Source organism: Nocardiopsis akebiae, assembly GCF_018316795.1.
Taxonomy (GTDB): Bacteria; Actinomycetota; Actinomycetes; order Streptosporangiales; family Streptosporangiaceae; genus Nocardiopsis; species Nocardiopsis dassonvillei.
Genome location: NZ_CP074132.1, coordinates 434416 through 457749 on the forward strand (window position 1 = coordinate 434416; position 23334 = coordinate 457749).

Sequence of the window (23334 nt, forward strand, 5' to 3'; positions counted from 1 at the left end):
GGGTGGTGGGGGCCGCTCTCGCCGGTGGTGCGGGTCAGGGGCGGGGGTCGGGCAGGTCGTCGAGGTTCTTCAGGCCGATGTTGAACAGGTCGGTGAGGTTCTTGGCGAACAGGGTGTCCAGGCCCGCGGAGAGCAGGGCGGAGAGCAGGCCCTCGGCGGCGGCTCCGGTGTGGGAGCTTTGGGTGAGTTTCTTGTCCTGGTGGTGGCGGGTGCCGCGGCCGATCTGGATGCGCTGGATGATGCTGTCCATGCTCGCGAAGATCTGGCTGAGGATCTGGTGGCTGGGCACGGTGAAGGCGAGCCAGGCCAGGATGCGGCGCATGGCCAGGCTGCGGATGGCCTTGAAGACGGGGATCCACTTGAGGGAGGCGCCGAAGGTGAACTTGGCGGTGGCGATGGCCCAGGCGATCTCGACCAGGAGTTGGACGAACTGGCCGATGACCATCATGTGCATGTACTCGACGTTGGCGCGGGCCTTGAAGAGTTCGGTGGACATGACGGTGGAGTTGTTCTGGGCGGAGCCGACGTAGTTGTTGTCGCCCTTGGTGAACTGGTCCAGGGAGCGTTCGTAGTAGTCGGCGGTCTTGCCGTCGAAGTGGCGGCGGGCGTGGGAGCGGCTGAGGGCGAGGAGTTCCTCGAGGTGTTGCAGGCGTTGGGTGAGGGTGCCGTAGACCTCGGAGGCGCGGCCGAGTTCGAAGAGTCCGGCGCGGGGGACCTCGATGCCGGTGAGGACCTTGATCGCGTCGCGTGAGGAGTCGGACATGTTCGGGTCCAACGGCATACACGACTCCTCCTTTCCGCTAGCTGTCCCTTGGCGCCGCTACGCGGCCACGAACGTAACACCGGAGAATCCGCGCTGATCGCCCTCCTATTCCCCGGGCTGGAATGATACTCCGGGGTTCCAGGTGAATTCCTCAAGGTCAAGTGTGAGATTCGGCGACTGTGGGAGGTTTTTGGAACGCGGTCCCCCGGTTGGCGCACCGAGTACTTCCGCGACGGTTTCCCTGGAGCCCGGCGGATATTCCCTTCCTGTTCCGCTAGGGGCGGAGTCGCTCACGGTGAAGGGTCTGCCAGGCGCCCGGCACCGTTTTCACAGGTTGCCGGCCCGGTGACGCGGTGTCGGCTGGGCCGGTGTTCCGCGTGCGGGGGCTTCGTCCGGCCCACCCGGTTCACTGCGTGACGATCAGTGGTGAATCCTTCGCCGGCTCGGCGCCCGTTTCGGTGGAGTGCGTCATGCCCGGTCCTTTCGGCTTCGCCGAGGGCGCATCGGACGCCCATGTGGAGCCGGCGGGTCTCGGCGGCGGGCACGTAAGCCGTGATGTCGCCCACCGCGCTGATCTTCGGCGACAGCTTGATGGTCGTGCCGATGCGGCGGTCCTGACCACGATCCGGTTCCACGACGCGCGGCGTCGCGCGGCGAGCTTCGCCCCGGCGGCCGCGGTGGACGGGGAGACGGTGTCGGCGACGCCGGGGACCGGCTGTGCAGCTCCACCCCGGACACGTACGCGTCGGTGGTGCCGGAGGTCGCGGCGGCCGCCGAGGTGACCACGGCGATCATCCCTCGTCGGCCGCGGTCGGGCACGGTGCGGGGTCGTGGCCGACCGTTTGGTCCCACACGGTCTGGAACGGAACGACGAAGGGGCCCCACCCGATGGGCGGAACCCCTTCTGACCTGCGGAGGATCGGGGATTTGAACCCCGGAAGGGATTGCTCCCTAACCGCATTAGCAGTGCGGCGCCATAGACCTGACTAGGCGAATCCTCCTGGCTGGGACAAGCCTACAGACACCACGGACGGTTGCGCAAAACGAATGACCCCGCCGTGCCCCGTGGCCGGTGCGGGCGGGGCCGGGCGGGGCCGGGCGGGTCCGCGGGGTCAGCCGATGGTGCGCTCGATGATGAGGTCGGCGTCCAGGCGCAGCTTGTCCACGGCGCGGGACAGCGTGCTCTTCACCGTGCCGAGCGTCACCCCCATCCGCTCGGCGATCTGCGCCTCGGTGAGGTCGTCGTAGTAGCGCAGCACCACCGTGGTCCGCTGCCGTGAGGGCAGGCGGTCGATGGCGCGCTCCACCACGTCGGCCAGGTCGCTGCGCCAGGTGGGGTCGTCCACGCGCTGCTCGGGGATCTCGTCGGTCGGGTAGACGTCCAGCCGGTTGCGCCGCCATTCGGAGATCTGCGTGTTCACCATGGCCCTGCGCACGTAGCCGTCGCGCGCCTTCGGGTTGGTGATCCGGTCCCAGGCGAGGAAGGTCTTGACCAGGGCCGCCTGGAGCAGGTCCTCGGCGTCGGCGTGGCTGCCCGTCAGCGACCGGGCCATCCGGAGCAGGGCCGGTCCGCGCTCGGCCACGTAGTGGCTGAACTCGTCGTACCGGGGCGTCCGGGTCGTCCCTGTCACGCCGACCACCGACCTTCACGGGCGCTGTGCGGGCTTTCGTCGTGTTCCTCCCTTCTAACTCTCACACAGCCAACGCAAACATCCGGGCACGTGTGTCCCACGCGCCGACAAACGGCCCGTCGGAGAACCTCGGGCGTCCGGCCTTCTTCCGTCTCCGAGCGCCGCCCCCGGCGAGTCGCGGCGCCGACGGCCGACAAGCCCGTGGCGGTGGCCGGTGCCGTTCGCCGGGCCTCGCCGCGGGGACCGGTCCCGCCGGTGGAGGGGAGTGGGGGCGAACAAACGGGAACCCCTGTGTTTTGGGGGACCTTGTGGGTGTTTATGAATCTTTCTAGATTTATGGGTTCTATGCGTAGCTTTGTAACGACAGGCTGTGTTGGGGGCGATCCCGGGTCGCCCGATGTGCGAAGCCCGGTGTGCGCGGAATCCGCTCTCTGGTTCCATGGGGTGCCCCACGTGTCGTGGGGGCCGCGGCACCGAGAACATGTCTGGACAACGGGGACGAAGCGACGAGTCGTACTGGTGAGGGGGCTCAGTCGAGATGTCAGTGACCACCGAGATCGGACGGGACCGCAGAAGGTTCACAGCCGCGGTGCTCGGCGCCGCGAGCGCACCCGAACCCACGCCGCTCGGGCACCGCGTCGCGCGCGGCGTGGTCGTCAGCGCCAACGCGCGCATCCTCTGCCTGGCCGTGCCTGGCGGCGAGGAGCACTTCATGTACGACCGCTCCACCGTGTTCTGGCGGGGCGGGGAAGTAGGGCCGGGCGAACTCCGCGCCGGTGACGACGCCGTGGTGCTGCGCGTACCCGGCGGCCACCCCATCGCCGCACGCGTGTGGGCCCAGGCCGCCCGCGCCACCGGCGTCATCGTCGGCCGCGACGGCGACACCCTGGAGATCGACCCCGGGCACGGGCGTCCGCGCCAGACCGTCGTCCTGCCCTACCGCACCTCGGGCCGGATCTCCGTCCGCCACCCGCGGCTGGAACCCGGCTACGTCTTCGACGCCGTCGGCGTCTGGGAGGAGGGGGCCGTACGGGCCGTGCGCCCCGCCACGACCCAGCCTCCCTACCCGCTCGGCGCCACACCGCACCGGCCGCCCACGCGTCGGCGCGCCACCACTCTGAGCGGCGTCGCCACCTGGTACGACCCGGCGTGGGGCCGCTCATCCCACATGGATCCGCGCGCCCACGTCGACGGGATCGCCTACCCGGCGCTCGACCCCGTCGGCCACGAGGGGCCCTGCGACCGGCGCACCTCCTGCCTTCCGCTGCCGCTGCTGTCCACCGGGGCGACCCTGAGCCTGCGCAACGACTGCACGCACGAGTCCGCGGCGCTTCCCGTGGTCGACTGCGCCGCGGCCGACAGCTGGCTGTGCGACCTGTGCTCCTCCTGCGGAGGCCAGAGCGCGGGACGGCTGGCCTCCCTCACCATGACCGGGTTCGTCGCCCTCGGCGGGCGGCTGGAGGACGGCTGCTTCAACGCGACCGTCACCGTCCACGACGGGGAGGGATGACCGATGCTGCCGGAGATCGTCGAGGCGGCCCGCGAGGCGCAGCTACCGCTCCTGGCGGTGCTGCTCCTGGTCGGAGCCGTCGCCAAGACCACCAGGCGGGCGGCCGCCACGGGCCTGGCCGTCCTCGCGCCCGAGCGGCTGCGCCGGGCGTCCACGGTCGGCACCGGCCTGCTGGAGGCCGCGCTGGCGTTCGGCCTGCTCGGGCTGACCGGCCTGCTGGGCGAGGCTGTGCGGGCGCTGACCGCGGTCGTGTTCGCCGTCTCGGTCGTGGTCCTGATGGTGATCCGCAGGCGCGACCCCGAGGCGGGCTGCGGCTGCTTCGGCGGGCTGAGCCAGGCGCCGATCGGCTGGCGGACGCTGACCCGGGCCGGGCTGCTGTCGGCCGCCGCCCTGGCCACGCTCGGCCTGGAACCCGCGGGCTGGGAGGTGGTCGCCTCGCCGACCGCGCTCCACGCGGGGGTCCTGGGCGCTGAACTGCTGCTCCTGGCGCTGCTGAGCCCCGAACTGCGCACCGCGGCCGCGCGCACCCTGCACGAGGAGCCCTGCGCGCTGCGCGAGGTCTCGCTGCGCCGTACCGTGCGGACCCTGCGCGGCAGTGACGTGTGGCGCGTCAACGAACCTGTGATGCTCCGATCCGAACCCGAGGACGTGTGGCGCCAGGGCTGCTGGAGGTTCCTGCGCTACGACGGCGTGCGGCACGGCCGCCGGGTCGACGTGGTGTACGCGGTCAGGGCCGGGGGCAGGCCCGGCACCGCGGTGCGCGCGGCCCTGGTGGACCGCGAGAGCGGAGCGGTGGTGGCCTCCTTCGGCGCGGTCACCCGCATCGAGCTCACCGGCCCGCCGCGCAAGCTCCTACACCCGGGGGAGGCCGCCAGGCGGGACGCGTGGCGGCACGACGAGGCCAGGGCCGAGCTGAGCCTTCGGACCGCCCGGGAGCGCTCCGCCGTGTGGGACCTCGTCGCGGACGGCCCCGACGGGAGCGCCCGGGACGAAGGCGTTCGGAAGAGCGGGGGCCGGGGCGAACGCGTTCCGGGACAGCGCGGTCCGAGCGGGCGCGAGGAGGGCGGCCGGGACGCTGAGCAGCGGGGCGCCGCGGAGCGGGACGCCGGTGGAACGGACCGGGGCGGGCGCGAACCGACCCCGGCCGGATGAGGTCGCTCCGACGGGCTCCGGTCTCCGGGGCCCGTCGGCGGTGCCGCCGCGCATCCGGTCCGGACCTGACCCCGGTTCGGACGCGACCCCGGCTCCGGGCCCCTGGCCCGGACCGGACCCGGCCAGGGAACCGCTCCGGTGGTCAGCTGTCGGCCCCCGGCCCGAGCATCTGCCGCTGCCGCTCCACGGCGGCCTCGCTGAACTCCACGAGCATCGTCTCGTAGTCCTCCGGTTCGCCGTCCCCGAGGACGGACGTGCTGCCGACGAGGTCGCCGTTGCGGTACATGAGGCTGACCATGCGGCTCCTGTCGCCCCCGGACTCCACCTCGACGGCGAAGGCCCGCGACTCGTCACCGATCCGCGGCACTTCCCCCAGGTCTCTGACGCTGTACTCGGTCGAGGTTCCGTCCTCGTGTGCGGCGGTGTACTCGTCGCAGCTCCGCGGCGGCGTGCTGGACAGCGCCTCCGCGGCCGTGGCCTCGTCCAGACGCACCAGCATGTGCGTGACCGCGCCCTCGGGCCACTCGTAGGCCGCCACGGAGGCGGGGGAGTCGCGCACCCCGTCCAGAGCGGCCCACTGGTTGGCGGCGTCGAGGCACTCGGGCTTGTCGAGTTCGGCGGCGGCCCGCACCTGTTCGCTGTAGCGCACTGTGGCAAGCTCGGAGTAGGTGCCGCGCTCGCTGCTCTCGGCCGCGAAGGTGGCGTCGCGGACGTGCAGGGGCTGCGCCTCGTGCAGTGCCTCCGCGGCCTCGGCGCCGGGGTCGGCGGCCTGCCCGGCGGCGCCGCCGCCGCACGCGCTCAGCAGGACCGCGGCGGGCACGGCCACGGGAAGGGCCCATGACCGGGCGAGTCCTCGCCTCTCGCGCGGCCCGGGGAGCTGACCAGCGTCGTTCCGTGCCGAGTTCGTGGGGCAAGGACGCAAGTGCATGGTGATATCTCCTCGTTTGTGCGATATTTCCGCTGGGAGCGGTGACCGACCCGGACGCGATGTCGCCGAGAGTGTCGCGGGGTTAGCACAAAGTATTGAGGAAGGACAACGGTGTCGGAGTCGAAATCGCCATATCTGCGGTCGGTGCTGGAGAGCATCCCGCCCTACAAGCCGGGCAAGAAGGTCGTCGGTCCCGACGGGCGTTCGGTCAAGCTGTCCTCCAACGAGAGCCCCTACGGGCCGCTCCCGTCGGTGCGTGAGGCCATCTCGGCGGCCGCGGCCGAACTCAACCGCTACCCGGACCCGGGCGCCGCCGAGCTAACCTCCGCGCTCGCCCGCCGCCTCGAAGTCCCCGAGGAGCACCTCGCCCTGGGCGCCGGTTCGGTGGGCCTGCTCCAGCAGCTGCTCGAAGCCGTCGGCGAGCCTGGCGCCGAGGTCGTCTACGCCTGGCGCTCCTTCGAGGCCTACCCGCTGCTCGCCGAGCTGGCGGGGGTCACCTCGGTGCGGGTTCCGCTCCGGAACGAGACGCACGACCTCGACGCGATCGCCGACGCGGTCACCGAGAACACCCGCATGGTGCTCGTGTGCAACCCCAACAACCCCACCGGCACCACCGTGCGCGAGGAGGAACTGGTCGCCTTCCTGGACCGGATCCCCGAGAGCGTCCTGGTGGTCCTGGACGAGGCCTACCGCGAGTACGTGCGCGACCCGCGGGTGCCCGACGGCGTCTCGCTGTACCGCGACCGGCCCAACGTCGCCGTGCTGCGCACCTTCTCCAAGGCCTACGGGCTCGCCGCCGTGCGCCTGGGCTTCCTCGTGGGGCACCCCCCGGTGACCGCCGCGGTCCGCAAGACCCTCGTCCCGTTCGCGGTGAACCACCTCGCCCAGGCCGCCGGGATCGCCTCCCTGGCCGCCGAGGGGGAGCTGCTGGAGCGCGTGGCGGCCACCGTCGAGGAGCGCGGGCGGGTGCGCGACGCGCTCATCGCCTCCGGGTGGACGGTTCCGCCGACCGAGGCCAACTTCGTGTGGCTGCGGGTGGACGAGGACACGCTCGACTTCGCCGAGGCGTGCGCGCGGGAGGGCGTCTCCGTGCGCCCGTTCGCGGGGGAGGGCGCCCGGGTGAGTCTGGGCGCCCCCGAGGAGAACGACGCGTTCCTGGCCGTGGCCACCTCCTACGGCAAGCGCCGTTAGCCCGGCCGTGCCGGTTCCCCGCGCTGTTCACGGGGCGGGGAACCGGCTGGTGAACCCTGGGGCTCCTGATGCGCTCGGGCTTTCGGAGGCACTGGTACTCCGTGCGCCGCAGGAGCGGGTCGCCGAGGCGGTCCGCTCGGTCAGCGCGCGCGTCGTCGCCCTGGACACCCGGTACGGCGCCCGCGACACCGTGGACGCCGCGGCTCGCGCCGCCGCCCGCGCCCGAGGGGCGGCCCGCACGCGTTTTCCCGACTCGGCCGACGTGCTCGCCGCGACCGCCGAACTGCACCAGGTCACCGGCTGGGTGGCCTTCGACGCCGAACGCCAGCGCCTGTCCCGGCGGATGACCCTGACGGCGCTGGACGCCGCGGGCGTGGCGGGCGACCGCTCCATGGAGTACTTCGCGCTCAGCCAGCTGGCGATGCAGGACGTCCACCTGTGGCGGCCGACCGAGGCCCGGCGGGTGTGCGAGGCGGCGTTGGCGGCGGGGCCGGCGGGGAGCGTGCGCACCCTGTTCACCCTGAGACTGGCGCGTGCCGCGGCCCAGGAGGGCGAGCGGACCCGGGCGCGGAAGCTGATCGGGGAGACCCTCAGCCGCTACCTGGAGGGGCCGCGCCGGGGCGATCCGGCGTGGACGTGGTGGCTGACCGAGGCGGAGATCGCCTGGCACCGGGCCATAACCGACGCCGACGCCGGGGCGTGGGGTGCGGCCGTCGAGGCCTTCGACCGGGTGGCGGAACTGACCGGGGCGGGCGGACGGGCCGCGGTGGCGGAGGAGACGGGCGGGAGCGGACGGTTCCTGTTCCACGCCGCGGTGAGCCGGCTGTGGGTGCTGGCCCGTGTCGGCTCGTGGGAGGAGGCGGAGGCCGTGCTGGTGCGCGACGTGCTGCCCGGTCTGGGGAGTGTGGCGTCGGTGCGCTGTGAGCGGCGGCTCGCCGAGGCCGTCCGGCTGCTCGACACGGCGCGGGACCGCCCCTCCCTGAGGGACACCGCGCGGTGGTGCGCGGAACGGTCCGGCGCGGGGGTCCCGGAGGCCCCGTTGTAGGTCCTCGGGGCCGTGCGTCCGTGCCTTGGCGCGGCCGAGGACCGTCCACAGGCTGTGGACGGGGCGGCGCGCCTTCCGGCCGAGGCCCGGGGACGGGCGGCGGCGTCCTCTGAGCGCTCGGCCCCCGGGCGGCCCGGGAGCCGCGCGGCGTCCGGCCTGAGGGCGCGGGTGGCCCGTGCGGCAGACCGCGGCGGGTTCGCGGTTCACCAGTCGGCGGCGGCCACGACCCGGGCGGCGACCTCCTCGACGGTGCGGCCGTCCGTCGCCACGCGCACTGTTCCCGCCGGCGCCTCGGCGTCCAGGCGCGCCGCCGCCCTCAGGCCGCGTTCGACGTGGGGGAGCAGCTGTGAGCCTGTCTCGCGCACCGCCAGGCGTGCGCGCACGGTGGCCTCGCCCGCGGTGAGCAGGATCCGGGTCACCACGATGTCCCCGCCGCCCATGGCGCGGCGGAGCATGTCCTCCTCCAGCACGCTGACGGTGTTGGTGTAGACGAGGCGGCGGTGGCCGAGCGCCGCGTAGTTGGCCCAGACCGCCGCGACGTTGCGTTCGGTGATCCCGCCCCGGTGGGGGTCGCCGGGCGGGGCCGGGTGCACCTGGTCCATGTAGTCGCCCTCCAGGACGCAGTGGGCGATCCCGTGCCGCTGGAGGATGACGGAGACCTCCCAGCCGACCGTGGTCTTGCCGGTCCCCGAGCCGCCGCCGATGAGGAGGAGGCGTTGGCGTCCGGTTCCGGTGCCGCCGTCGCCGGTTCCGTTGCCCGGAGCGCTGCCGCCGCCGTCGTGGGCCTCGTGGTCGTCCATGCGCGCGAGTCTCCCAGGCGGGCGGTCGCGGGTCACCTGAATTGTCCACAGCCTGTGGACGGTGGCTGGTGGGGACGGGCTGGGCGGGGTTAGCCCCGATCCGGGGGCGCCGCGGTTCGCCGTGACCGCCGTGCGGCCCCCCGAGTTCCAGGGTCCCACGGAGCCCGTCCGGCGGACACCGGCTTCCACAGCCTGTGGACGGCAGTGCGCCCCCTCTCGACCGCCTCCACCACTCGTCCCGTGCGGGCTCGGCCGACCTCCACGCTCCGCGCCCGCCGCCCCGCGTGGGCTCGGCCGCTCCCCGTCGCCCGGGTCCGTCCGTTCCGCGCGCGCTCAGCCGTCCTTCACGGTTCGCGCCCGCCGCCCCGGACGCCGAACCGGCCCCGGACTCCACGGGGCGCCCGACCGGCCGCCCCGCGCACGCCGAACCGCCGCCCGTCGCCCCGCGCACGCCCACACGCCTCTCACACGGCCCCACAGACGCGCACACGGACGGGGGCGCCCCCTGGGTCGGGAGCACCCCCGTCCGACGCCTTCAGGCGTCTCACAGGCGCTCGTGCGGCTCGGCGCAGGCCGTCGGCTACTTACCCGCGGCGTCCTTGTCGAGCTTCTCCACGATCAGCCGGTACAGCTGGCGGGGACGGCCCGGCTGAAGGGTCCGGTTGGGCGGCAGCGGCCACGCCAGCCCCTCCTCCACCAGGGTCCGCAGCAGCCGACGCGCGGTCCGGGAGGTGACACCGAGCATCCGCCCGGCGTTCTCCGCGTCGACCACCAGCGGCCCGTCCTCCTCGGCGATCTTCTCCGAAAGCCGAATCAGCGTCTCGCGTCCCTTGGTCCGCAGCGGTTCGGAGGACTGACGTGCGGGCGCGCGCTGGGCGGGCACCAGGGAACGGCCCTCGCGGTCCACCGCGAAGCTCTGCCGCGACGCCTGGGCGCGGTTCAGCGCGGCCCGGGCGTGGGCCTCGGCGTCCTGGGTGGTCCGCCCCATGCCGATGCCGACCTCGATCGCGATCCCCAGCTCCGCCTTGATCCGCTCCACGAACGGCGGCTGCCGGAAACCCTCGGTCGCGGTCACGAGCGATCCGCGAGTCGCCGTCACCATGAACGAATGGTCGTCCAGCCGGTGCGCCGTGGCGTTGATCCGGTGGGCCTCCTGGAGCAGCAGCCTGTGCAGGGACAGCCGCAGCTCCTCCCGCCAGTACCGGGGCGTCGAACGCCGCGTCGAGTCCCGCAGCGTGGGCACGTCCACCACCACCACGCCCAGCTGGGCCTCCTCCAGGCGGTGGTGCGCCCCCAGCAGACCCGCGGTCTGCAGGGCGCTGCGCACACCCGCGTTGGTGGGCCGCAGCCTGACCACCGGCACGCCGATGGCCTCCAGTCGCTCGGCGACCCCGCGCACGCAGGTGATGGCCATCTTGGTGGCCTTGCGGCGCCACAGCCCCTCGTGGAAGGACGTGAGCTGTGCGGTGTTGGTGAGCTCCTCGTGCACGTGGATCCCGTCCACGGGCAGGTCGACCTCGGAGTAGGCCTCCACCACGTCGGCGCGGCTGAGCACGTCCAGACTGGCTCTGGTCGGGTCGTAGCGCTCGTCCAGGGTCGCTCGGAGCAGGGCCTCGTGCAGGCTCGCCCCGCCGAGGGGCACGAAGGTGGCGGGCATCGTCAGCACACCGGCCTTGCGCGCGAACTCGTAGGGGACAGGGCTGGCGAACAGGTACGCGTCGATCGCCGAACCCAGCCTGACGACCTTGTCCGTCGCCTCTTGCTCATCTCGGTACGCGGCGGCGATGAGTCTGGCGTTGAGGGGTCCCGTGGACCCCGGACCCATGAGCATGACCCGTTCGACCACCTCATGGGGTCCTATGACGCCGATCGTCAAATCGCCAGTACGCTGGGCACTCACCTCGGGTTGCTCCCCGCTACCATTCCACGCTCTTCACTATGTGCGCCCACTGGTTTCCCGACCCGATCTCTGTCACGGCATGATTGCCGAGATCGTACCCATTGTGCGGGGCCAAAGAAGATCGTTTTCCATATCAACGCCGAAAGCCCGGGTGGGAGACGGGCTCCCACCCCGGCTTGAACTGCGCTTTCGGCTCCCTACGAGACGACGACGCGCTCCACGTCAGCGCCTAGCGCAGCGAGCCGGGTCGCGAACTGAGCGTGACCGCGGTCCACCAGATAGCCGGGCGCCACGATTGTCTCACCTTCGGCGACCAGTCCGGCGAGGACCAGGGCCGCACCGGTGCGCAGGTCGTGGGCGATGACCTCGGTGCCGCGCAGGTTGGTGGTGCCGTGCACGATCGCGCGGGTGCCCTCGACCTCGATCTTGGCGCCCATCTTGGTCAGCTCGTCGGCCAGGGCGAACCGGCCGTCGTAGATGGCCTCGTGGATGTAGCTCTCACCCTCGGCCAGGGTGGCCAGGGCCATCAGCGGCGACTGGAGGTCGGTGGCGAAGCCCGGGAAGGGCGAGGTCACGGCGTTGATCGGCCGCAGCGGCACCGACGGGTCCCGGTGGACGTGCAGGACGGCGCCCTCCTGGGAGAAGCCCACGCCCATCTGCTCCAGCTTCCAGCGGGCCACGCCCAGGTGGTCCAGCTGGGCGCCCACGAGGCTGACGTCACCGCCGGTGGCGGCGACGGTCATGGCGAACACGCCCGCGTCGATGCGGTCGGACATGATGGTGTGCTCGACCGCGGTGAGTTCCTTGACACCCTCGACGGTGATGAAGCCCGTGCCGCCGCCGCTGATCTTGGCGCCCATGGCGCTCAGGAAGTTGATGACGTCGATGACCTCGGGCTCCAGGGCCGCGTGCTCGATCACGGTGGTGCCCGGAGCCAGTACCGCGGCCATGATGAGGTTCTCGGTGCCCGTGTGGGACGGGGTGTCCAGGTACAGGCGGCCGCCGCGGAGGTTGCTGGCCTCGACGTTGATGTGGTTGCGCTCGGGGTCCTCGGTGACCTCGGCGCCCAGGCGCGCGAAGCCCCGGTAGTGGAAGTCCAGGTTGCGGCTGCCCAGGTTGCATCCGCCGACGCCCTCGATGCGGGCGCGGCCGGTGCGGTGCATCAGCGCCGGGACGAAGAGCACGGAGCCGCGGAAACGGGCCGCGATCTCGGCGGGCAGGACGGCCCGCTCGGGGTCGTTGAGGTTGGACGCGTCGATGACGACGGTGCGCTCGGCCTCGTGGAACTCGACCTTGGCGCCCACGTGCTCGGCGAGCTCCAGAGCTCGGTAGACGTCCTCGATGACCGGGACGTTCCGCAGCACCGTACGGCCCCTGGCCGCGAGGAGGGCGGCCCCGATCATCGGCAGGACGGCGTTCTTCGCGCCTTGGATGAACGCCGTTCCACTGAGGGGGCGTCCGCCGCGGACGCGGTAACGAACCTCCTGGCCCATGCTCATGTGCTCCTTTGTGAGGCAGATGTGGAAAAAAGGTCACCCTCGTCGGGCTTCGCCTGTGTGCGTATGAGACGCGGGTTTCCCCTGGAACGTTGCGACATCATGCGTGTGACCTGCGCGGCCAGTGAACCGGTGTTCGCGAGAACTCTATAGCACCCGTTCACATGTACCGGTCCAGGACGTGGTATACCCGCAGATCGGGGGATGGAGTCCCGCCAAACGGCCAAAGAGGTATTCCGCCAACGGGAAAGACCGGGGATGCCGTGCGTATGGTTGTTCGCCCGCCTCCGGTGACCCGCACAACGTCACCACCATACGTGCTCCTGGGTGCGAATCGGCGGTCGCGTGCGTCGAATCACCCCCGCGCGGTGCCTCACAGGGCGGGCTTCGTCCCGGTCAGACACTCGTAGATCTCCACGTAACGGTCAAGAGTGCGCTGTACCACGTGTTCGGGCAGCTCCGGCGGCGGCGTCTCCGAGGCGCGGTCCCACCCGGACTCCGGCGAGCGCAGCCAGTCCCGCAGGACCTGCTTGTCGAAGGAGGTCTGCGGCCCGCCCGGCGCCCACGTGTCGGCGGGCCAGTAGCGCGAGGAGTCGGGGGTGAACACCTCGTCGGCCAGCACCAGGTTCCCCGACGCGTCGCGCCCGTACTCGAACTTGGTGTCGGCGAGGATGATGCCGCGCTCGCGCGCCAGCTCCCGGCCGCGCCCGTACACGCGCAGGGTGAGGTCGCGCAGCTCGGCGGCCAGTTCGGCCCCGTGCGCGGCGGCGACGGCCTCGAAGGAGACGTTCTCGTCGTGGTCGCCCACCTCGGCCTTGGTCGCCGGGGTGAAGATCGGCTCGGGCAGCTCGGAGCCGTCGACCAGCCCGCCGGGCAGCGCGATCCCGCACACGGTGCCGTCCGCCCGGTACTCCTCCAGGCCGGAACCGGTCAGGTAGCCGCGCGCCACGCACTCCACCGGCACCATGTCCAGCCTGCGGCACACCAGGGTCCTGCCCGCCCAGTCGGCGGGGGCGCCCTCCGGGAGGGCGTCGGACACGACGTGGTTGGGAACCAGGCCGCCCAGCCGCTCGAACCACCACAGGGACAGCTGGGTGAGCAGCCGCCCCTTGCCGGGGATCTCGGTGGGCAGCACCCAGTCGTAGGCCGACACGCGGTCGCTGGCGACCATCACCAGCGACCCGTCGGCCGCGGCGTACAGCTCGCGCACCTTGCCGGTGTGCAGGTGGGTGAGCCCTTCGACCCGGACGGGTTCGGGCCTGACGACGAAACCGCTCATGGCTTCCCCTCTCCTACGCACCGGCCGCCGGGCGGCGCCGGGCGGGTTGTCCACAGGTTCGCGAAGGGGCTGTGGAACGTGCCCCGGTCCGTGATGGACTTGGAAAGGGGGCCTCGAACCCCCTCCCCATCGGGGTGCCCTGGGCACGCCCGCCCTCAGGCGTGCCCGCACCCCGCTACAGCTCGGCCGCGGCGCGCTCGGCGATGTCGGTGCGGTGGAACGAGCCGCGCAGCTCGATGCGCGCCACGGCCTCGTAGGCCCGCTCGCGCGCCTGGCGCAGGTCGCTCCCGGTGCCGACGACGTTGAGCACCCGGCCTCCGCTCGACTTGACGCCGCCCGAGCCCTCCCAGTCGGTGCCCGCGTGCAGCACGTACGCTCCCTCCAGCGCGTTGGCCTGGTCGAGGCCGCCGATGACGTCGCCCTTGACCGGGTCGCCGGGGTAGTTCTCGGCGGCGACAACCACGGTGACCGCGGCGCCCGGCTTCCACTGGAGGGAGCCGATGCTGCCCAGGCCTCCGGTGTCGGTGGCCTGGAGGACGGCGCCGATCGGGGTGGCCAGGCGGTCCAGGACCACCTGGGTCTCCGGGTCGCCGAACCGGGCGTTGAACTCCACCACGCGCGGACCCCGCGACGTGAGCGCCAGCCCCACGTACAGCAGGCCCTGGTAGCGCTTGCCGCGCCGGTTCATCTCCACCAGGGTCGGCCGCACGACCGACTCCATGACCTCGTCCACCAGACCGGCCGGAGCCCACGGCAGCGGCGCGTACGCGCCCATGCCGCCCGTGTTGGGGCCCTGGTCGCCGTCGTAGGCGCGCTTGAAGTCCTGCGCGGGCAGCAGCGGCAGGGCGTGCAGCCCGTCGCTCAGCACGAAGAGGGACACCTCGGGGCCGTCGAGGAACTCCTCGATGACCACGCGGCCGCACTCGCGGGCGTGCTGCTCGGCGAGGGCGCGGTCCTCGGTCACCACGACGCCCTTGCCCGCGGCCAGGCCGTCGTTCTTGACCACGTAGGGCGTGCCGAACTCGTCGAGCGCCTCGGACACCTGGCTGGCGGTCCTGCACACCCGCGCCTTGGCGGTGGGTACCCCGGCGGCCTCCATGACCTCCTTGGCGAAGGCCTTGGAGCCCTCCAGGCGGGCGGCCTCCTGGTCGGGGCCGAACACCGGGATGCCCCGGTCGCGCAGGGCGTCCGCCACACCGGAGACCAGCGGGGCCTCCGGTCCGATGACGACCAGCTCGGCGCGGATGCGCGCGGCCAGCTCTGTGACGGCCAGGCCGTCGGTCACGTTGAGCACGTGGTTCTCGGCCAGCTCCGAGATGCCGGGGTTGCCGGGGGCGCTGTGGATGCTGGTGACACCCGGGTCCAGGGACAGGGCGCGGACCAGAGCGTGCTCGCGGCCTCCGCCGCCGAGAACGAGGGCTTTCACTACTGGGGGCCTCTTCGTGTTGAAGGCGGACAGACGGGGGTCAGACCAGGGAGCGGAGCTGGAGCGTCTCGTCGCGGCCGGGTCCGACGCCGATGGCGGAGATCGGGGCCCCCGCCATCTCCTCAAGGGTACGCACGTAGGCCTGCGCGTTCTTGGGGAGTTCGTCGAACGTCCGGACGCCGGTGATGTCCTCGGACCAGCCGTCGAGGTATTCGTAGACGGGCTTCGCGTGGTGGAAGTCGGTCTGGGTCATGGGGATCTCGTCGTGGCGGACGCCGTCGACCTCGTAGGCCACGCACACGGGGATGCGCTCCAGGCCGGTGAGCACGTCGAGCTTGGTGAGGAAGAAGTCGGTGACGCCGTTGATCCGCGTGGCGTAGCGCGCGATGGGCGCGTCGAACCAGCCGCAGCGGCGGTTGCGGCCGGTGGTGACGCCGTACTCGCCGCCCTGGGTGCGCAGCCACTCGCCCTGCTCGTCGAGCAGCTCGGTGGGGAAGGGGCCCGAGCCCACACGGGTGGTGTAGGCCTTGAGGATGCCCACGACCTTGGTGATGCGGGTGGGGCCGATGCCGGACCCGGCCGCCGCGCCGCCCGAGGTGGGGGAGGAGGAGGTCACGAACGGGTAGGTGCCGTGGTCGATGTCCAGCAGGGTGCCCTGCGAACCCTCCAGGTACACCGTCTTGCCCTCGTCGAGCGCCTTGTTCAGGATCAGGGAGGTGTCGGCGACGTAGGGGCGCAGCTGCTCGGCGTAGCCCAGGTACTCCTCGATGATCGGCTCGGCCTCCAGGCCGCGCCGGTTGTACACCTTGGTGAGCAGCTGGTTCTTGTCGTGCAGGGCCAGCTCGATCTTCTTGCGCAGGATCTTGGGGTCGAACATGTCCTGGACGCGCACGCCCTGGCGGGAGACCTTGTCGGCGTAGGTCGGGCCGATACCGCGCCCGGTGGTGCCGATCTTGCCCTTGCCGAGGAAGCGCTCGCTGACCTTGTCCAGCGCCCGGTGGTAGGGCATGATCAGGTGCGCGTTCGCCGAGATGAGCAGGCGGGACGTGTCCACGCCGCGCTCGTTGAGGCCGCGCAGCTCCTCCAGCAGCACGCCCGGGTCGATGACGACGCCGTTGGCGATGACCGGCACCACGTTCGGGGACAGGATGCCCGAGGGCAGCAGGTGCAGGGCGTACTTCTGGTCGCCGATGACCACGGTGTGCCCGGCGTTGTTCCCGCCCTGGTAGCGCACCACGTAGTCCACGCGGTCGCCGACAAGGTCGGTCGCCTTGCCCTTGCCCTCGTCGCCCCACTGGGCACCCACGAGCGTGATCGCCGGCATTGGTCTCTACCTCTTCGCTCGACACCTGACCCGGGGCTTTCCGGCCCCGAACACGGAAAACCCCTGGCGCAAGGCTGCGACAGGGGCCGTTGCGTATTGAGGGTACACGACCAGGGCATCCGGGTTAAGTGGGGCACCGGGGCACGTGCGACACGCGGGCCCCGTCAGAACCGGGGACCGCGAGGCGTGGACGGGCCGTCCGGGACCCGTATCGATCCCGGACGACCCGACGGTCGGCGGGCGGGCGTGTCAGCCGTTGAGAGCCTTGTCGGCCTCGGCGCTGGACTCGCGCAGGAAGGTGGCGCAGCGCTCGGCCTCGTCGTCGTCGCCGATCTCCGCCGAAGCCCTGCCAAGGGCGTGCAGCGCGCGCAGGAAGCCCCGGTTGGGCTCGTGCTCCCAGGGGATCGGGCCGTGGCCCTTCCACCCCGAACGGCGCAGCTGGTCCAGTCCGCGGTGGTAGCCGGTCCGGGCGTAGGCGTAGGCGGCCACCGGCTGGCCGTCGGCCAGGGCCAGCTCGGCCAGCCGCGCCCACGCCGCCGAGTACTCGGGGAAGCGCCCGGCGACCGGCGTGGGGTCGTCGGCGGAGGCGAGGGCATCGCGGGCCTCGGGGTTGTCGGCCAGGCGCGTCTCGGGCGGCTCGTTGAGCAGGTTCTGGTGCAGGTTCATGCCCCCATCCTGCCACCGCGCGGCCCGGTCCGCCGGAGCGCTCCGTGCCACGCAGCCGGGCGCTCCCCCTCCCGCCGGATCCGCGCACGCGAAGCGGGGGAGGCGAGCCAGCACGGTCCCCGGAAAACGCGGTGCCCGGCGGCCGAGGCCGCCGGGCACCGTTCGCGGACCGCCGAACCGGTGGCGGGTCGCGACTACTTCATCTTGTTGCCCGCGGACTTCAGGTGCTGGGCGGCCTCCACCACACGGGCGGCCATGCCGGCCTCGGCCGCCTTGCCGTAGGCGCGGGGGTCGTAGGCCTTCTTGTCGCCGATCTCACCGTCGATCTTCAGCACACCGTCGTAGTTCTTCATGATGTGGTCGACCACGGGGCGCGTGTAGGCGTACTGCGTGTCGGTGTCGACGTTCATCTTCACCACGCCGTACTCGATGGCCTCGTGGATCTCCTCCATGGTGGAGCCGGAGCCGCCGTGGAAGACGAAGTCGAACGCCTTGGCCCGGCCGTACTTCTCGGCGACGGCCTCCTGGGCCTTCTTGAGCACCTCCGGGCGCAGCTTGACGAAGCCCGGCTTGTAGGAGCCGTGCACGTTGCCGAAGGTCAGGGCCGTCATGTAGTAGCCCTTCTCGCCCAGGCCCAGCACCTCGGCGGTGCGCAGGGCGTCGTTCGGCGTGGTGTAGAGCTTCTCGTTGATCTCGCCGACGATGCCGTCCTCCTCGCCGCCGACGACGCCCACCTCGATCTCCAGGATCGTCCGGGCGGCCTTGGAGGCGGCCAGCAGCTCCTCGGCGATCTGGAGGTTCTCCTCCAGCTCGACCGCCGAGCCGTCCCACATGTGGGACTGGAACAGCGGCTCCTGGCCCTTGGCCACGCGCTCCTTGGAGATCTCCAGCAGTGGGCGGACGAAGCCGTCGAGCTTGTTCTTGGGGCAGTGGTCGGTGTGGAGGGCGATGTTCACCGAGTACTTCTCGGCCACGACGCGGGCGAACTCGGCGAAGGCGACCGAGCCGGTGACCATGTCCTTGACCGTGGCGCCGGACAGGAACTCCGCGCCACCGGTGGAAATCTGGACGATGCCGTCGCTTTCGGCCTCGGCGAAGCCGCGCAGGGCGGCGTGCAGCGTCTGGCTGGAGGTCACGTTGATGGCCGGGTAGGCGAAGCCCTCGGACTTCGCGCGGCTCAGCATCTCGGTGTAGACCTCGGGGCTGGCGATGGGCATGCTTGACTCTCCCTGGATTCGGCCTGGAGCGAGCGGCCGCCGGTATCACGCCGACGGCACCCCACGTGCGTTGCCCCGGTGGAGACGGACGTCGGGGGGAGGCGGCCCTCGGGCCGTGCGTCCGGTGTGTCCACCAGGTGTCACCCAAGTATCCCGAATACCTGGAGCCGTTGAAAAGGTCTAGACCAAATTGCCCGGGGTTGTCGGTGTAGGCGCAGCTGGCGGGGGTCGGCGGCCGGGCTCCGCGCGCCCGGTTCGACGGAGAGTGACCCCCCCATCCCCGTTGTGACGGAATCGCGGGAGGCGTGGGGATTCCAGGCGACTGCTGTCGCTTTTTGCCGTGATACGCGCTACATTCAACGCCGTGGGAAGGCATAGGAATGATCCTCGTGGCGTTGGCCAGGTGATGGCCATCGTCGGGGCCGTCGTGCTCCTGGTGACGCTCCTGGCCCTGGGCGGTTTCTTCCTCTACCGTTCCCTCCCCGGCACCAGCGTGAGCGCCAACGCCTCGGAGACGGCGGGCGAGAGCACGGAACCGGGCAACATGGGCGTCCTGTACGTCCGCGTCGTCGGCGAGTCCAGCGACGTCTTCGTCCGCGTTCCCGGCGGCGACGTGCTGATGGACCAGAGCATGAGCCGGGGCCAGTCGGTCAACTACGCGACCGCCGAAGAGGGCCTGGAGGTCGCCATCGGCGACCCCGCCGCCGTCGAGGTCTTCGTCGACGGCGACGAGCGCGACATCTCCGACCGAGAACCCGGCTTCAGCTTCACGATCGACCCGCAGGACGGCTGAGGCCGCCCGGGGCGCGGACGCCTCGCCGGCACCGGTCCCGCGGAGGAGGGCCGCCGGATCGCCCCGCGGTCCGCGCGTGCCGGGCAGTGTTTTCTTGGGCCTCCGCTCCGGCCCGCCCGTCGCCCGCCACCACCCTCAACCGACGCCTGCGGCGCAGTCCCCCTCATGGGAACCCGCCTCCGGCGCCTCCGGGACCCCGTGGGCGCCCGAACCGATCCCCGCAAGCTGAGACCGGTTCGAGAACAGACCCTAGACGTCCAGGTCGGAGACCCCGTACACCGCCCGGTACTCCAGGCCCTCCTCGGTGACCCGCTCGCGCGCGCCCCGGTCCAGGATCAGCGCGACCGCCACGACCTCGGCGCCCGCCTCGCGCAGCGCCTCCACGGCAGTCAGCACCGAGCCGCCGGTGGTGGAGGTGTCCTCCAGCGCGAGCACGCGCCGCCCGCGCACGTCCGCCCCCTCGATCCGCTTCTGGAGGCCGTGCGCCTTGCCCGCCTTGCGCACCACGAAGGCGTCCAGCGTGCGCCCGCGCGCGTGCGCGGCGTGCAGCATGGCGGTGGCCACGGGGTCCGCGCCCAGCGTCAGGCCGCCGACCGCGTCGAACTCCAGGTCCGCGACGTTGTCCAACATGACCGAGCCGACCAGCGGCGCGGCCTTCCCGTCCAGGGTGACCCGGCGCAGGTCGACGTAGTAGTCGGCCTCCATGCCCGAGGACAGGGTCACCTTGCCGCGCACGACCGCCTTATCGTTGATCTGACGCAGGAGTTCATCACGTTCGCTCATGATCAGTGAGCCTAGAACACCGGACGGGGCGCGGGCGCACCGCGTCGCCCCCGGTGGGAGGGACGGCCATGCCGCAGTCCGGGGACACGGTCCGGGTGGAGACCACCGTCGACAGCAGGGACGGCGCGGAACGGCTGGCGCGGTCGGTGGTCGAGCACCGGCTGGCGGCCTGCGCGCAGGTGAGCGGGCCCGTCACCAGCTTCTACCGCTGGGAGGGCCGGGTCCGGGCCGACGAGGAGTGGACGGTGGTGGTCAAGACCGCCGCCGACCGGCTGGACGAGCTCACCGCGCACCTCGGCGAGGTCCACCCCTACGACGTTCCCGAGGTCGTCGCCGTGCCCGTCACCGGAGGCAGTCCCGCCTACCTGGAGTGGGTGCGCGACGAGACCCGGGGAGGCACCTCCGCGTGATCGCCGTCCTGCTCCCCCCGACCCTCGGCGAACCCACGCGACTGCCCGGCCTGGCCGACCGGTTGGCCGGGTGCGGCATCACCGCCGTCCGCCCCGAGGTGGGCGGCGACGAGCACCCGCCGCACGCGGCCCGCTACGTCGCCCGTGCCAGCCTGGAGGTCAACCGCCTGGTCGCGCCGGACGCGCCGACCGCGCTCGTGGCCGAGGGCGGTGCCGGACCGCTGCTGGGCGCCGTGGGCGCGGCCCAGCGGGCGGCGCACCGGCCGGTGTTCGGCTACGTGCTGGTGGACGCGTTCCTGCCCCAGCCGGGCGGCCCCACCCGCGCGGACGTCGCGAGGACGCAGAGCCCCGAGGGCGCGGCCCCGGACACGGCGGTCCCTCCCGGTGAGCCCGCCGGCTACCGGACCGAGCCGCTGCCGACGGTCTCCGACTGGCCGGACGCGCCGTGCGGCTACCTGCTCACCGACCCGGGCCTGCGCCATGCGGCCCGCCTGGCGCGACTGCGGGGCTGGAGCGTGCGCGAGGCGGCCCCGGATGAGGCGTCCGAGGCCCTGGCCGCGCTGCTGGTGGAGCTGCGCGGCGGCTCCTGAGGCGCCGGCCAGGCCGGTGCCGGGCCTCCCAGGCCGGGTCGGTGCTCCCCGGCGGTGCCGACGGCGGGGTGCGCGGTTCCGGACCGCGGAGCCGGGCTGCGGGAAAACCGGATGACACCGCCGGGCGGGCTCCGGAGAATCGGCGCATGATCACCGACCACTTCCCGCCCCTGGGCCTGCGGCTGACCACACCGCGCCTCGAACTGCGGCTCCCGTCCTTCGACGACCTCGGGCGACTGGCCGAGGTCGCGGTCGGGGGCGTCCACGACCCGGACACGATGCCCTTCACCGAACCCTGGACCGACCGGCCGCCGGACGAGCTCGCCCTCGGGGTGGTGCAGCACAACCTCGGGGTCCTCGCCTCGTGGAAGCCGCAGGACTGGGGCCTCAACCTCGTCGTGGTCCACGAGGGCGCCGTGGTGGGCGTCCAGGAAATCGGGGCGCGCGACTTCGCGGTCACGCGCCAGGTGAGCACCGGATCGTGGCTGGGAAGAGCCCACCAGGGCAGGGGGATCGGCACCGAGATGCGCGCCGCCGTGCTGCACCTGGCCTTCGAGGGGCTGGGAGCGGTGGCCGCGGTGTCGTCGGTGTTCGAGGGCAACACCGCCTCGGAGCGGGTCTGCGAACGCCTGGGGTACCGCGGGAACGGGTTCGACCTGATCGGGGTCAGGGGAGAACGGGTGGTGGAGAACCACTACCGGCTGACCAGGTCGGACTGGGCGGCGCACCGCACCGTCCCGGTCGCCGTGGCGGGGCTGGAGCCGTGCCTGCCGTTCTTCGGGCTGGACGGGGCCGGGGCGGAGTAGCACCGGCCGCGGGGCGTCGGCCCCGCGGCTACGGTGAGGGCGTCGGCGCGGTGTCGGCGGAGGCCGAGCCGGACCCTCCGGTGCTCACGAGGGGGATCAGCAGGCCGATCAGGAGACCGGTCAGCATGCCCAGTCCGGTGACCACGCCGCTGACGAGGGGCACCCAGTCGGGGTGGCCGGTGAGGGCCATCGCCAGCCCCGCGGCGCCGAGCACCGACATGTAGACGGCGACGCCCAGGAGCGAGCGGGTCCGCCAGTGCCGGGCGAGCGGTAGGAAGTGCAGACCGACGGCGAGGGCGATCCAGGCGACGTTGGCCTGCACGGGCGCGTCCAGGGCGCGCAGCACCCGGATGCCGCCGAAGAGCAGGACAGCCTCCAGCAGCACGACCACGCCGTAGAAGGCGTCGAACCGTATCCGCGGCCCTTCGGGGCCGGGTTCCGGGTCGGGGCCGGACCGGCGGCCCGCGACCGCCGTCAGCGCGATCACCCCGACGAGCGCCGCGACCGCGAACACCCGCAGCGCGAGGGCGACGGTGGGATCGAGCGGCGGCCCGGAGTTGGCCAGGACGAAGGCGAGGCCGAAAACCGCGCCGATGAGGGGTCCCGCGAATCGCGTCATCGCGCGAAGGTACCAGCGGGCGGGGCGGGGACCAAGGGTGTTCTCGGGCCGTTCGTCCCCCTGCTCCTCCCCGGAGCCGCCGTACCACGCAGCTCGTTCGCGCTGCGGGCGCACCGCGCGCCGGTCCCGCTCCGGTTCCCGCGTGATCGTGCGGCCCGGACGTAACCGCTAGCGGCGGACCTGGACGACCACCGTGCCCGCCGCCTTGTCGTGGAGGCACTTGCGGGTCCTCTTGTCGCGCAGGGGCCACAGGACGTTGGTGATCGACCAGGGCAGGAGCCAGTTGACCAGGTTGGTGTGCCCGGGCGCGTAGAGCAGCGCCCGGACGAGCGCTCGACCGGCCCCGACCCTCCCGCCGCCGTCGGCTCGCACCACCCAAAGGCCCAGGAGCACCTTGCCGACCGACCGTCCCCACAGGCGGACCTGGAGCCACTCCAACACGATGGGCAACAGGAAGAAGTTGAAGATGTAGACCACCATGAAAGCGGTCTCGCCGGGGCCGCCGTCCAGCTCGCCGCCGCCTACGGCCGTGCTGACGAGGGTTCCCAGCAGCATCATGGCGAACCAGAGGACACCGAAGACGATCGTGTCGAGAAGCCGGGCCACGAAGCGCACCCCCATCTCGGCGCGGCCGACCTCGGGGTCGTGCGGACTCCAGTGTCCCGGGTCGGTGAGCGCCGACGGAAGCCAGTCCTGCGGCGGCGGGCGGTAGCCCTGACGCCCGTGCGGGTAGGGGGTCTGGTGGGGCGTGGGGTACGTGGAGGGCCGCGGAGGCGCCGCATACGCGGGCGCGGGCGGGGCCTGGTAGCCGGACGGCGAGGGGCGGGCGGGTACCCGCTCACCAGAGGGGGCGTAGGGGGCCCGGTAGGCGCGCTGGACGTCGTACCCCGCGTACGGGGAACCGTGCTCCGGCTGTCCGCCGGCGGGCTGATGCGGGGGCTGCATGGCTCTCCTGCCGAACGTCGTCAGGTGCTCTCGGTGGGTGATGGTGTCGGGGCGCCGCGG

The 23334-nt window shown here is 72.3% G+C and carries 22 protein-coding genes and 1 tRNA gene; 8 read left to right on the forward strand and 15 right to left on the reverse strand.

Annotated features, from left to right (window positions below; genetic code table 11):
* Positions 1-34: 34 nt before the first annotated feature.
* The 3 genes from KGD83_RS01915 to KGD83_RS01925 all read right to left on the reverse strand — a co-directional run bounded on the left by KGD83_RS01915 (position 35) and on the right by KGD83_RS01925 (position 2403).
* The gene (locus KGD83_RS01915) at positions 35-781 is read right to left on the reverse strand and encodes a hypothetical protein (protein ID WP_212642246.1); all 747 of its coding nucleotides are present in this window, start codon (positions 779-781) and stop codon (positions 35-37) included.
* An 894-nt stretch (positions 782-1675) separates the two neighbouring features.
* Positions 1676-1764, reverse strand: a tRNA-Ser gene (locus KGD83_RS01920).
* A 111-nt stretch (positions 1765-1875) separates the two neighbouring features.
* Positions 1876-2403, reverse strand: a complete 528-nt coding sequence (locus KGD83_RS01925) for a SigE family RNA polymerase sigma factor (protein ID WP_212642247.1) — start codon at positions 2401-2403, stop codon at positions 1876-1878.
* A gap of 529 nt (positions 2404-2932) precedes the next feature.
* Between KGD83_RS01925 and KGD83_RS01930 the strand changes: the two genes are divergently transcribed.
* Positions 2933-3904, forward strand: a complete 972-nt coding sequence (locus KGD83_RS01930; protein ID WP_212642248.1) for a hypothetical protein — start codon at positions 2933-2935, stop codon at positions 3902-3904.
* A 3-nt stretch (positions 3905-3907) separates the two neighbouring features.
* Positions 3908-5056, forward strand: a complete 1149-nt coding sequence (locus KGD83_RS01935; RefSeq protein WP_212642249.1) for a MauE/DoxX family redox-associated membrane protein — start codon at positions 3908-3910, stop codon at positions 5054-5056.
* 142 nt (positions 5057-5198) lie between these two features.
* Here KGD83_RS01935 and KGD83_RS01940 read toward each other — a convergent pair whose 3' ends face one another.
* Positions 5199-5882 (reverse strand): hypothetical protein, encoded by a 684-nt coding sequence (locus KGD83_RS01940; RefSeq protein WP_212642250.1) that lies wholly within the window; start codon positions 5880-5882, stop codon positions 5199-5201.
* A 213-nt stretch (positions 5883-6095) separates the two neighbouring features.
* Between KGD83_RS01940 and hisC the strand changes: the two genes are divergently transcribed.
* Entirely contained in the window at positions 6096-7175 is a 1080-nt protein-coding gene (gene hisC / locus KGD83_RS01945) for a histidinol-phosphate transaminase (RefSeq protein WP_212642251.1), read from the forward strand.
* 49 nt (positions 7176-7224) lie between these two features.
* Complete coding sequence (locus KGD83_RS01950) at positions 7225-8220, forward strand: DNA-binding protein (protein ID WP_249352081.1); 996 nt, start codon at positions 7225-7227, stop codon at positions 8218-8220.
* A gap of 203 nt (positions 8221-8423) precedes the next feature.
* Here the strand turns inward: KGD83_RS01950 and KGD83_RS01955 are convergent, their stop codons facing one another.
* The 8 genes from KGD83_RS01955 to fbaA all read right to left on the reverse strand — a co-directional run bounded on the left by KGD83_RS01955 (position 8424) and on the right by fbaA (position 18328).
* Positions 8424-9020 (reverse strand): hypothetical protein, encoded by a 597-nt coding sequence (locus KGD83_RS01955; RefSeq protein ID WP_212642252.1) that lies wholly within the window; start codon positions 9018-9020, stop codon positions 8424-8426.
* 580 nt (positions 9021-9600) lie between these two features.
* Entirely contained in the window at positions 9601-10866 is a 1266-nt protein-coding gene (locus KGD83_RS01960; RefSeq protein ID WP_013155632.1) for a hypothetical protein, read from the reverse strand.
* A gap of 251 nt (positions 10867-11117) precedes the next feature.
* The gene (gene murA / locus KGD83_RS01965) at positions 11118-12413 is read right to left on the reverse strand and encodes a UDP-N-acetylglucosamine 1-carboxyvinyltransferase (protein WP_212644230.1); all 1296 of its coding nucleotides are present in this window, start codon (positions 12411-12413) and stop codon (positions 11118-11120) included.
* A gap of 376 nt (positions 12414-12789) precedes the next feature.
* Entirely contained in the window at positions 12790-13695 is a 906-nt protein-coding gene (locus tag KGD83_RS01970) for a phosphoribosylaminoimidazolesuccinocarboxamide synthase (RefSeq protein ID WP_212642253.1), read from the reverse strand.
* A 175-nt stretch (positions 13696-13870) separates the two neighbouring features.
* A complete protein-coding gene (purD, locus tag KGD83_RS01975) occupies positions 13871-15121 on the reverse strand; it encodes a phosphoribosylamine--glycine ligase (RefSeq protein ID WP_212642254.1) in 1251 nt (416 codons plus the stop codon).
* Between the two features lie 40 nt (positions 15122-15161).
* On the reverse strand, positions 15162-16445 hold the full coding sequence (locus KGD83_RS01980) for an adenylosuccinate synthase (RefSeq protein WP_013155628.1): 1284 nt from the start codon (positions 16443-16445) through the stop codon (positions 15162-15164).
* Between the two features lie 249 nt (positions 16446-16694).
* Positions 16695-17111: a DUF3151 domain-containing protein gene (locus KGD83_RS01985; protein ID WP_212642255.1), complete on the reverse strand. Its 417-nt coding sequence runs from the start codon at positions 17109-17111 to the stop codon at positions 16695-16697.
* Between the two features lie 194 nt (positions 17112-17305).
* Positions 17306-18328, reverse strand: coding sequence for a class II fructose-bisphosphate aldolase (gene fbaA, locus KGD83_RS01990; RefSeq protein WP_212642256.1), 1023 nt, complete (start codon positions 18326-18328; stop codon positions 17306-17308).
* Between the two features lie 406 nt (positions 18329-18734).
* Between fbaA and KGD83_RS01995 the strand changes: the two genes are divergently transcribed.
* The gene (locus KGD83_RS01995; RefSeq protein ID WP_212642257.1) at positions 18735-19121 is read left to right on the forward strand and encodes a RodZ domain-containing protein; all 387 of its coding nucleotides are present in this window, start codon (positions 18735-18737) and stop codon (positions 19119-19121) included.
* Between the two features lie 249 nt (positions 19122-19370).
* Here the strand turns inward: KGD83_RS01995 and pyrE are convergent, their stop codons facing one another.
* The gene (gene pyrE / locus KGD83_RS02000; RefSeq protein ID WP_013155624.1) at positions 19371-19904 is read right to left on the reverse strand and encodes an orotate phosphoribosyltransferase; all 534 of its coding nucleotides are present in this window, start codon (positions 19902-19904) and stop codon (positions 19371-19373) included.
* Between the two features lie 68 nt (positions 19905-19972).
* Here pyrE and cutA point away from each other — a divergent pair, with 68 nt between their 5' ends.
* The 3 genes from cutA to KGD83_RS02015 all read left to right on the forward strand — a co-directional run bounded on the left by cutA (position 19973) and on the right by KGD83_RS02015 (position 21710).
* A complete protein-coding gene (gene cutA / locus KGD83_RS02005; RefSeq protein ID WP_212642258.1) occupies positions 19973-20314 on the forward strand; it encodes a divalent-cation tolerance protein CutA in 342 nt (113 codons plus the stop codon).
* Entirely contained in the window at positions 20311-20904 is a 594-nt protein-coding gene (locus tag KGD83_RS02010) for a hypothetical protein (protein WP_212642259.1), read from the forward strand. The genes cutA and KGD83_RS02010 overlap by 4 nt, the downstream gene beginning before the upstream one ends.
* Before the next feature lie 146 nt (positions 20905-21050).
* The gene (locus KGD83_RS02015) at positions 21051-21710 is read left to right on the forward strand and encodes a GNAT family N-acetyltransferase (protein WP_212642260.1); all 660 of its coding nucleotides are present in this window, start codon (positions 21051-21053) and stop codon (positions 21708-21710) included.
* 28 nt (positions 21711-21738) lie between these two features.
* On the opposite strand, the gene KGD83_RS02020 is transcribed toward KGD83_RS02015, so the two are convergent.
* Both KGD83_RS02020 and KGD83_RS02025 read right to left on the reverse strand, forming a co-directional pair.
* Positions 21739-22329 carry a hypothetical protein gene (locus tag KGD83_RS02020; RefSeq protein WP_212642261.1) on the reverse strand — a complete coding sequence of 197 codons (591 nt, stop codon included), beginning with the start codon at positions 22327-22329 and terminating at the stop codon, positions 21739-21741.
* A 168-nt stretch (positions 22330-22497) separates the two neighbouring features.
* A complete protein-coding gene (locus tag KGD83_RS02025; RefSeq protein ID WP_212642262.1) occupies positions 22498-23274 on the reverse strand; it encodes an RDD family protein in 777 nt (258 codons plus the stop codon).
* Between the last annotated feature and the right edge of the window lie 60 nt (positions 23275-23334).

What these genes read in the sequence shown, in the direction of transcription:
- KGD83_RS01915 (WP_212642246.1), bottom strand. Translation starts at nt 781, where the DNA reads ATGCCGTTGGACCCGAACATGTCCGACTCCTCACGCGACGCGATCAAG.
- KGD83_RS01930 (WP_212642248.1), top strand. Translation starts at nt 2,933, where the DNA reads ATGTCAGTGACCACCGAGATCGGACGGGACCGCAGAAGGTTCACAGCC.
- KGD83_RS01935 (WP_212642249.1), top strand. Translation starts at nt 3,908, where the DNA reads ATGCTGCCGGAGATCGTCGAGGCGGCCCGCGAGGCGCAGCTACCGCTC.
- KGD83_RS01955 (WP_212642252.1), bottom strand. Translation starts at nt 9,020, where the DNA reads ATGGACGACCACGAGGCCCACGACGGCGGCGGCAGCGCTCCGGGCAAC.
- murA (WP_212644230.1), bottom strand. Translation starts at nt 12,413, where the DNA reads ATGGGCCAGGAGGTTCGTTACCGCGTCCGCGGCGGACGCCCCCTCAGT.
- KGD83_RS01970 (WP_212642253.1), bottom strand. Translation starts at nt 13,695, where the DNA reads ATGAGCGGTTTCGTCGTCAGGCCCGAACCCGTCCGGGTCGAAGGGCTC.
- KGD83_RS01980 (WP_013155628.1), bottom strand. Translation starts at nt 16,445, where the DNA reads ATGCCGGCGATCACGCTCGTGGGTGCCCAGTGGGGCGACGAGGGCAAG.
- KGD83_RS01985 (WP_212642255.1), bottom strand. Translation starts at nt 17,111, where the DNA reads ATGAACCTGCACCAGAACCTGCTCAACGAGCCGCCCGAGACGCGCCTG.
- fbaA (WP_212642256.1), bottom strand. Translation starts at nt 18,328, where the DNA reads ATGCCCATCGCCAGCCCCGAGGTCTACACCGAGATGCTGAGCCGCGCG.
- KGD83_RS01995 (WP_212642257.1), top strand. Translation starts at nt 18,735, where the DNA reads ATGGCCATCGTCGGGGCCGTCGTGCTCCTGGTGACGCTCCTGGCCCTG.
- pyrE (WP_013155624.1), bottom strand. Translation starts at nt 19,904, where the DNA reads ATGAGCGAACGTGATGAACTCCTGCGTCAGATCAACGATAAGGCGGTC.
- cutA (WP_212642258.1), top strand. Translation starts at nt 19,973, where the DNA reads ATGCCGCAGTCCGGGGACACGGTCCGGGTGGAGACCACCGTCGACAGC.
- KGD83_RS02015 (WP_212642260.1), top strand. Translation starts at nt 21,051, where the DNA reads ATGATCACCGACCACTTCCCGCCCCTGGGCCTGCGGCTGACCACACCG.
- KGD83_RS02020 (WP_212642261.1), bottom strand. Translation starts at nt 22,329, where the DNA reads ATGACGCGATTCGCGGGACCCCTCATCGGCGCGGTTTTCGGCCTCGCC.
- KGD83_RS02025 (WP_212642262.1), bottom strand. Translation starts at nt 23,274, where the DNA reads ATGCAGCCCCCGCATCAGCCCGCCGGCGGACAGCCGGAGCACGGTTCC.